Source organism: Actinoplanes siamensis (genome assembly GCF_016862395.1).
GTDB classification, from domain to species: domain Bacteria; phylum Actinomycetota; class Actinomycetes; order Mycobacteriales; family Micromonosporaceae; genus Actinoplanes; species Actinoplanes siamensis.
Genome location: NZ_BOMW01000047.1, coordinates 46,050 through 53,932, shown reverse-complemented (window position 1 = coordinate 53,932; position 7,883 = coordinate 46,050). Strand labels below are relative to the sequence as shown.

The 7,883-nt window shown below is 73.6% G+C and carries 10 protein-coding genes and 1 riboswitch; of the genes, 3 read left to right on the top strand and 7 right to left on the bottom strand.

Features of this window, described 5'->3' with window-relative positions:
* Positions 1–91: 91 nt before the first annotated feature.
* Complete coding sequence (locus tag Asi03nite_RS24390) at positions 92–469, bottom strand: nuclear transport factor 2 family protein (RefSeq protein WP_203682769.1); 378 nt, start codon at positions 467–469, stop codon at positions 92–94.
* 188 nt (positions 470–657) lie between these two features.
* Here Asi03nite_RS24390 and Asi03nite_RS24385 point away from each other — a divergent pair, with 188 nt between their 5' ends.
* A complete protein-coding gene (locus Asi03nite_RS24385) occupies positions 658–1,206 on the top strand; it encodes a hypothetical protein (protein ID WP_203682768.1) in 549 nt (182 codons plus the stop codon).
* Here the strand turns inward: Asi03nite_RS24385 and Asi03nite_RS24380 are convergent.
* Both Asi03nite_RS24380 and Asi03nite_RS24375 read right to left on the bottom strand, forming a co-directional pair.
* On the bottom strand, positions 1,196–1,672 hold the full coding sequence (locus Asi03nite_RS24380; RefSeq protein ID WP_203682767.1) for a hypothetical protein: 477 nt from the start codon (positions 1,670–1,672) through the stop codon (positions 1,196–1,198). The genes Asi03nite_RS24385 and Asi03nite_RS24380 overlap by 11 nt on opposite strands.
* Positions 1,673–1,746: 74 nt before the next feature.
* Complete coding sequence (locus Asi03nite_RS24375; protein WP_203682766.1) at positions 1,747–2,313, bottom strand: hypothetical protein; 567 nt, start codon at positions 2,311–2,313, stop codon at positions 1,747–1,749.
* A gap of 352 nt (positions 2,314–2,665) precedes the next feature.
* On the opposite strand from Asi03nite_RS24375, the gene Asi03nite_RS24370 reads away from it, so the two are divergent.
* A complete protein-coding gene (locus tag Asi03nite_RS24370; RefSeq protein WP_239102889.1) occupies positions 2,666–3,787 on the top strand; it encodes a glutamate-cysteine ligase family protein in 1,122 nt (373 codons plus the stop codon).
* A gap of 237 nt (positions 3,788–4,024) precedes the next feature.
* Positions 4,025–5,071, top strand: coding sequence for a DUF4190 domain-containing protein (locus Asi03nite_RS38595; protein ID WP_203682765.1), 1,047 nt, complete (start codon positions 4,025–4,027; stop codon positions 5,069–5,071).
* Positions 5,072–5,140: 69 nt separating this feature from the next.
* Here the strand turns inward: Asi03nite_RS38595 and Asi03nite_RS24360 are convergent, their stop codons facing one another.
* The 4 genes from Asi03nite_RS24360 to Asi03nite_RS24345 form a co-directional block, all read right to left on the bottom strand.
* Entirely contained in the window at positions 5,141–5,770 is a 630-nt protein-coding gene (locus Asi03nite_RS24360) for a PilZ domain-containing protein (protein ID WP_203682764.1), read from the bottom strand.
* 94 nt (positions 5,771–5,864) lie between these two features.
* Entirely contained in the window at positions 5,865–6,746 is an 882-nt protein-coding gene (locus Asi03nite_RS24355; protein WP_203682763.1) for a TIGR03560 family F420-dependent LLM class oxidoreductase, read from the bottom strand.
* Positions 6,747–6,886: 140 nt separating this feature from the next.
* Entirely contained in the window at positions 6,887–7,507 is a 621-nt protein-coding gene (locus Asi03nite_RS24350) for a GNAT family N-acetyltransferase (RefSeq protein ID WP_203682762.1), read from the bottom strand.
* Positions 7,508–7,518: 11 nt separating this feature from the next.
* A riboswitch (SAM riboswitch) is annotated at positions 7,519–7,635 on the bottom strand.
* Positions 7,636–7,662: 27 nt separating this feature from the next.
* Positions 7,663–7,839, bottom strand: coding sequence for a hypothetical protein (locus tag Asi03nite_RS24345; protein WP_203682761.1), 177 nt, complete (start codon positions 7,837–7,839; stop codon positions 7,663–7,665).
* Positions 7,840–7,883: the final 44 nt, after the last annotated feature.

The following is a 7,883-nucleotide window of genomic DNA, read 5'->3' as shown; positions in this document are numbered from 1 at the left end:
GCTGCGGGCTGCGGGCTGCGGGCTGCGGGCTGCGGGCTGCGGGCTGCGGGCTGCGGGCTGCGGGCTGCGGGCTGCGGGCTGCGGCGGGAGCTTAGATGGCGCAGATGTGGGCGGCAACGATCCGCCAGCCGCTATTTTCGCTGTACGCCCAGGTCCGCGTATACCGCAAGCGGGCACTGACCGCCGCCCCGCCGAACGTCCCCGTCACCGCGCACACCGCGAACGTCACGCCGGTGCCGTCCACCACCAGCAGCTCGACGCTCTCCTCGGTCAGCGTGTCGATCACCGAGCTGCCGGTCCGATAAGCGTCCAGATCATGCTGCTTGCTGTAGCGCCCACCGTCCGGCCCGATCGCGACCAGCCGGTCGTCGAGCAGCAGGTCCAGCTCGCCCACGTCACCGGCCCGCTGCGCGTTCTGCAGCCGCCGCTCGGCCGCGAGCAGCTCGCCGGTCCGGTCCTGGTCGCTCATCCGCCCAGAATAGGAAGCCGCCGGCGCCACCGCCCGCCCCTCTGCCGTGGGCAGAAACTCCCTGCCGGAAAGCGACGGCCACTCGGGGGACGCCCTGTTCGCCGCCGGCCCGGCCGGCGGGGCAGCACCACCATCGCACCCTGACCCCGGACTTGCCCGCACAGGTAGGTCGGCTACCGTCCGTTGCCGTGAAGCGTTCCCGGATCGCCGCCACCGCCCTGCTCTGCGCCTGCCTGGCCGGCCTCGCCGCGTGCGGCGACGACACGCCCGCCGCGGCTCCCGCCGCTCCCAGCAGCACCGCGAACAACGGCGTCGCGAACGGCGCCACGAACAGCGGCGCCCCGAACGGCACGGCGAACGACGGCGCCACGAACAGCGGCGCCCCGAACGGCGGCGCGGTCCTCGACCCGCCCGGCGACAAGGCCGTCTGCGACACCGTGAACAAGGCCGGGAGCACCATGAAGAACGGCATCTCCGAGGCACAGAAGCAGGACGGTCACGTCGAGGCGGAGGACGCCCGGAAGGCGTTCAGCACCTTCCACACGACCGTCGACGAGGCGCTCGTCCTGGCCCGGGACACCGAGGTGACCGTCGCCGCGCGGGCGGTCGCCGACGAGGTGGCCAAGGCGGCCCGGTCGGCCGATCCGATCGGCACCGCGGCCGACGCCGGCTTCGCGGAGCTCAGCGAGAAGCTCACCGCCGCCTGCGGGACGGCCGGCGTCACGGTCAACTTCTGACCCCGGCCGGCTCCGGCGCGGCGGGGCCCAGCCAGTATTCCGCGGGGGCCACGCCGACGCCGTCGACGACCGGCCGCGGATCGTCCGGCGAGGCGGTGGGGTCGAGGTCGGTGGCGGCGCGGGTGCCCGTCGAGAAGATGGTGAAGCCGGCCCGGAACGTGTAGCCGATGTCGAACGGCTCGGCCCGGTGCCCCAGCGCGGCCAGCTCGGCGACCACGTCGTCCATGAACCTGTACGTCAACTGGACACCGTCCAGCGTGGCCTGTTCGCCGCCGTCCCCGCTGCAGCCCAGCTCGACCAGCTCGACGGTGTCGCCGTCGTAGTCGACCACGAGCGTCGGCTCGGTGTGGTAGACCGAGCGCGCCGCGATGCCGGGATGCGCGGGCGGGCCGAGTCGCGCCTCCACCGCGTCCCTCGACTCGCCGACCTTGACCAGTGCGACTCCCTCGCCGGGCAGAATCTCCATACTCGGATGCTGCCACCACCCGCCGACATTTTCGTGACGGCAGGGCTGCGCCGGGTACACGATCCGGGGCCGGATCAGTGCGCGAGCGTGGCCAGGCGGGGCCGCAGGAGCCCCGGACGGGTGACCCGGCGCAGCGGGGCCAGCGCGACCAGGATGGTGACAGCGGCGAACGGCAGCAGATCCAGATCGACGGTGATCGCGGCGATGCCGGCGCCGAAGAGCAACGGGGTCCGGACCGGCAGCCGGCGGGCGGCGACCAGCAGGCCGAAGAGGACGAGCACGCCGAGCGGGAACAGCATCGGGCCGGCGGCCCGCAGCGCGCCGGGCGGCGGGGCCGCCTTCCGGAACGCGGTGGACAGGTCCCCGGTGATCACCCAGAGGAAGCAGAGCACGCCGGCGACAGCGGCTACCGCGGCCGCCGTGGCGACCCGGCCGGGCGCCGGGAGCATGCCGCGCAGCGTCACGGCGAGCAGGCCGAACAGCGCCATGCCGGCGAAGAACGCCAGGTGGCCGGCGTCGCGGAGCGGGCCGGCTCCGCGATGGCCGTCGAGGCCGTCGGCGAACCGCAGGATTCCGTAGAGCAGCAGCAACACCGGGGCGGCGAGGGCGAGCCGGCGGACGGTGACCGAGTTCGGTGCCATGAGCTGACGCTATGGCCGCGGCGGTTTCGGCCGGGACCGGCGGTTTCCCGGAGCCGGCCCTGATCCCGTCCCCGGCACCACCCCTAAGGCTGCCTAGGAGGCTATCCCGGTCCACCTCGCTCCGGCATTCCTATCGGACAGATAGGAATGCTATGCTCGCTGCCACCGGGGCCGGTGACCGGAGCAGCGGAGACGCCGACAGGCGCTCCGACCGTGTCCGGCGCCGCCCCGCGGGCCGGGCGGTCCGGGCGCACGGCGGGAGCCGGAAGCGGCCGGGAGCCGAGCGGACCTCCGGGCGTACCGAAAGATCAAATCGACCGGCCCATCCCTCGAGCGCAAGCGGAGGCATCGCGTGACCATCCTGACCGAGCAGGCCGCCGGGGAGCACCTCGTGGCGCGGGCGTTCGCTCCCGGGATGCCGGGATTCGTGGGGATCGCGGTCGATCTGCTGCTCGATCCGGCGTGCGCGCCCACCGTCCGGCGCCCGCTGCGGCACGGCTTCCTGGACGCGCGGTCGCCACGGGTGGCCGTGGTCAGCGCTCCCCCGTCGCCCGGCCTGGAGGTGGCGCTGCGGCGCACGTCCGACGACCTGGCCGCCGCCACCCGGGTGATGGACCGGCACGGGCTCAGCGTGCTGCCGTTCGCCACCGATACCGTGCACCCGGAGGGGCCGGTCCACGCGTACGGCACGGCGACCGCGGGCATCCGGATCGGCCTGGAGGCGGGCCTGCACGGGGACGGGCCGCTCGGGATCGACCGGCGCTGGATCCTCGCGCACACCGTGGCGCCGGTGCTGGCCGCGGCGTTCGCCAACGCGCCGCTGCGGCAGGGCCGCCCGACCGGCTGGCGCAGCGTCCGCCAGGCGCTGCGCCGGGACCTCCCGGTCCTGCCCGGCCGCGCGGGCTCCGCCCCGCCGATCCAGCGCGTTCCGGACAACGTCGCGGAGGGTCTGGGGTCCAGGCCGGCGATCGATGCGCGTACGGCCTGGGTCGCGCACGTGCTGGACGCCCCCACGGTGACCGGCCGCAGCCTCCGCGACCGCCTCCGCACCGGCGCCCGCCTGACCGTTTCCGATCTCGACCGTCACCTGGCCGGCCTGCGCCCGCCGGTCGCCGCCCGAGGCCACCTGGAGATCGACGTGGCCGACCGTCAGCCCGGCGCCGGCTGGCGCGTCCCGGCCGCGGTGATCACCACCCTGCTCGACGACCCGCGCGCCGCCGAGGAGGCCTACGCCGCTACCGCGCACCTGGCCGCCGAGCCCCGCCTGTGGGAACGCGCCGCCCGCGACGCCCTCACCGACCCGGTTCTGGCCGACGCCGCCCGCGCGTGCTTCCTGGCCGCCTACGGCGCGCTGGCCCGCCAGGGCGCCAGCCGGGAATTGCGGAACGCGCTGGCCGACTTCACCGAGACCTACGTGAACCGCAACCGCTGCCCGGCCGACGACCTCCTGGACCGGACCGCCGGCCGGGTCTGACCCGCGTGGCGCCGGGCGCCGGCGGACGGGTGCCGGCTGCCCGGCGTACCCGATCCTGGGGTGGGCGGCAAACGGCGTGGTCGCCCCGGAGACCGCGGGGCGCACCGGGACCACCACCAGCGGCAAGGGCTTCGAGGGGCAGTCGTCGCGGGGAGGCCGGCCGCCCCCGGCACGTCGATACGGAATCGACACCGTCGGGGAACCGGAAAAGAAGTGTCCCCGGGTTAGCGTCCCGGGGTGAACGAGGAAATTCCCGGGCAGCCGAATCCGGCGTCCGGTCCGGCACCCCTACCGCCGCAGGCCGATCCGCTGGCCGCGCCGCCTTCGCCGGTGAGTGATCCGCTGGCCGCTCCGGTCCACAGCGCGCCGCCGGCGCAGCCGGACGCCCACCCCGCGCCCCCACCGCCCGACGCCTTCCCGGCCCCGGGCGCGTATCCGACCCAGCCCCACCAGCCCGCGCCGTCGTACGGCGGCCCGTTCCCGCTGCCGGCCCAGCCGGGGTATCCGGCCCAGCCGGGGTATCCGGCCCAGCCGGGGTATCCGGCCCAGCCGGGGTATCCGGCCCAGCCGGCCTACCCGGGATACGGCCAGCAGTACCCGCAGCCCGGTTACCCCTACCCGATGTTCGGCCCGCCGGCCCAGGGCCGGACCAACAGCTTCGCGATCGCCTCGCTGATCTTCGGCGTCCTCGGCGGCGTCCTGCTCAGCGTCATCTTCGGCATCGTGGCGCTGGTGCAGATCCCGAAGCGCGGCGACCGCGGCAAGGGCCTGGCCATCGCCGGCCTCAGCCTGTCCGCCTTCTGGGTCCTGGTCATCGCCGCGCTCATCACGATAGCCACGCTGACCGGCGACACCACCGAGCCGGCCGACTCCGGCTTCGTCGGCAGCCGGCCCACCGTCGAGGCGGCGCCCACGCCGACGCGCACCAGCGGCCCGGGCAGCCGGGCGACCGAGAACCTGCAGGTCGGCGACTGCATCTCGTACATCGACGAGGACAGCGACGCCGACCGGTTCACGGTGTCGCTCTGCTCGGTGCCGCACGGCGGCGAGGTGTACGCCGTCTCGGCCATGCCGAAGGGCGCCTACCCCGGCGACGCCGAGGTGGAGAAGGCGGCCGACAAGCTCTGCGGCGCCTCGCTGGACAAGTACGCGACGGGCAAGTTCGCCGACGCGCAGTTCTGGTACATCTACCCGTCGGAGACGTCCTGGTCCGACGACCGCAAGATCACCTGCATCGCGGTCCCGGAGTCCGGCCAGTGGACCGGGTCGATGGTCAACAAGTAGGGCGTCGCGGCCGGCCGCCCGGGACGCGGACAGCTCCCCCGGGCGGCCGAACGGCGGCGACGCTCCAGCTCAGTTCTGGCCGCGCTGGGCCTTCCGGCGCTCGCCGATCTCCCACGCGATCACGTACTGCCGGATCATCTGGGCGAGCGGGTCGACGGTCTTGAAGATCAGCACCACGTGGAAGCCGGGGCCGTCGTTGGCCGGGCGGACCGCGTACACCTTGCCCTTCAGTTCGGCCTCGCCGTTGCCCAGCCAGACCAGGGCGCGCATGTAGTCGCCCTCGCGGAACGCCGTCGCGTCGGGCACCCAGAACCGCAGGCCGCCCTCGCTGATGTCGAGCATCTTGCCCTGCAGGTACTGCGGGCCCCACTCGCCGAAGAGGCGGATCGGGGCGCCGGCGCCGCCGCGGGCGAACTCGCGGCGGTTGCTGATCACCGGCTCCGCGGTCGGGAACAACGCCCAGCGGAACGGCGCGCTGTCGCTGACCTGCTTGAGCAGGACCGGCATCACGATCCGGGTACGCGGCGGCACCCAGAACACCTCGAACTCGTAGCCGGGCAGGAAGCCCTCCGGGCCGGTGGTCTCGAGCGGGGCGGCCACGCTGAACGTGTCCTCGTCCACCGCCTCCAGCCGGGACCGGAAGTTCACGCCGTCCCCCAGCGCGAGGAACATCGGGGAACCGATCTCGGGCAACTCCATCACAGTGGGCCTTTCACGTCGCCTGAGCCCGCACCGCGCGGGTCGCCATGCCATGTCGGCGATCGCCCAGGCGACGTGAGGGGTCCGCTGGTTGCTATCCGCGTACCAGGCTCAGGACCGTGTCCATCGCCTTGAGCTTCTCGGCGCCCGTGCCGAGGAAACCGTCCGGGACGATCAGCTCGTCCAGGCCGGCCACGCGGTACTCCGCGATCGCGTCGGCCAGCCTCTCCGGGCTGCCGCCGATCGCCGGCAGCGCCAGACCCTCCGGCAGCGGCCCGTTCACCACGGTGAGCGCCTGCGCGGTGCGGGCGATCGACTTCGGGTCGCGGCCGCGTTCGGCGCAGAACCGGTCGAGCACCGCCGACTTGTGCGCGATCGTCTCCGGCAAACCCCAGGTGTTCCACTGGTCGGCGTACTCGGCGACGACGCCGAGCATCCGCTTCTCGCCCTTGGCGCCGATCATGATGGGCAGCCGGTCCTGCACCGGCTTCGGCTCGCAGATCGCGTCGGTGAGCTCGTAGTACCGGCCGTCGAAGGTGGTCCGGGGCGTGCGGAGCAGCCCGTGCAGCACCTGCAACGCCTCGACGAAGCGGTCCAGCAGCGCCTTGGTCGGGGGCAGCTCGATCCCGTACTGCTGGTGCTCGTTGACCTGCCAGCCGGCGCCGACGCCGAGCGTGAAGCGGCCGCCGCTGATGTGGTCGGTGGTGGCGGCCATGTTCGCCAGGACGGCCGGGTGCCGGTAGGTGTTGCCGTAGACCAGGGTGCCGATCCGCACCCGGGGAACCGCCGCGGCCAGCCCGGCGACCAGCGAGCCCGCCTCCAGGGTGGGGTGTTCCGGGTCGCGGCCGGAGTCGGCGTTCGGCATGAAGTGGTCGGCGATCCAGACACCGTCCCAGCCGGTCTCCTCCGCGTGACGGCTTACCTCGAGAATGTCGGACCAGGGCTGACCCGCACCCGGCCAGATGGAGATACGCATACCGCAACCCTATGTCGCTCAAGTCGTCGATGGACTACGAGCCGGCCCGATCCCCGGCAGGCGAGCGGGTGGCATTGTTCCGGTCTCCCTCGGCCCGAGCCGCGCACGCTCCCAGCTGGCACCGGGAGGTCCCTCGAACGTCAGAGCCGGGCGAGCCGAGCCTCCAGACGCGCCCGGCAGTGCGGCCACTCCGAAGCGATGATCGAATACATCGCCGAGTCCCGCAACCGCCCCTGCTCGCCCGGCGCCCACGATCGTGACCAGCACCGAAGGACGCCCTCGAAGCGCGCGCCGACCCGCTCGATCGCCGCCCGCGAACGTTCGTTGCGAGCATCCGTCTTCAGGTCCACACGAACCGCGTTCCACCGCTCGAAAGCGTGCCGGAACAGCAGGTACTTCGCTTCGGTATTGACCCCGGTGCCCTGCGCGCTCCGGCCGAGCCAGGTGAAACCCACCTCCACCGCGCACAGCTCGTCACGCTCCGGCCAGTGCCGCGGATCCCAGAAAGCGGTGACGCCGACGGCTTTGCCCGACTTCTTCGAGATTTGGGCGTACGGCCGGAGCACTCCCGCCGCGGCCCGCCCCAACTGTTCGTCGATGTAGCGCCCGATCTCACCGGCCGCCGGCACCCAGGTGTACCGATATGTCGCGCGGTCCTCCCCGGCCGCCACCGCGAGATCCGGCGCATGCCCGGCAGCCAAGGGCTCCAGGCGGACGAGGTGGCCGTCCAGCACCGGCGCGTCGAGTTCGTTGAGCAGCACGAGGTGGCCCCTTTCGCGGCTTACCCGGCACACCGTGCGCCGGGTCGGGTCATCACCCGGGGCACCCCACCCGCGAACTGGAGGGTTGCCGGCCAGCAAGCCGGGGCTTCGCGCTGGCGCTCATGACCTGGCCGCAACCCTAACAGCCGCGGTGCTCAGTGGACGGCCCGCACGCCGGCCTCCACGGTCAGGGTCGCCGCCGCGGTGTCGATCGTGGCGCGGGTGCCGAGCGGGACGGTGAGCTGGCCGTTCCCGTGTCCGACACCTGCCTGGGCGGGACCGCCGGCCGCCGCGGCCGTCGCTCCGATGCGGGTACGGCGAGGGATCGTCACCCGGCGAACGTTGCCCCGACGGGCCCGCACAGCCACCCCGCCGA

Bases quoted from the DNA above. Each gene is read 5' to 3' on its own strand.
- Asi03nite_RS24390 (WP_203682769.1), bottom strand. From the start codon at position 469: ATGAGCGACCAGGACCGGACCGGCGAGCTGCTCGCGGCCGAGCGGCGG.
- Asi03nite_RS24375 (WP_203682766.1), bottom strand. From the start codon at position 2,313: ATGGCACCGAACTCGGTCACCGTCCGCCGGCTCGCCCTCGCCGCCCCG.
- Asi03nite_RS24380 (WP_203682767.1), bottom strand. From the start codon at position 1,672: ATGGAGATTCTGCCCGGCGAGGGAGTCGCACTGGTCAAGGTCGGCGAG.
- Asi03nite_RS24355 (WP_203682763.1), bottom strand. From the start codon at position 6,746: ATGCGTATCTCCATCTGGCCGGGTGCGGGTCAGCCCTGGTCCGACATT.
- Asi03nite_RS24360 (WP_203682764.1), bottom strand. From the start codon at position 5,770: ATGGAGTTGCCCGAGATCGGTTCCCCGATGTTCCTCGCGCTGGGGGAC.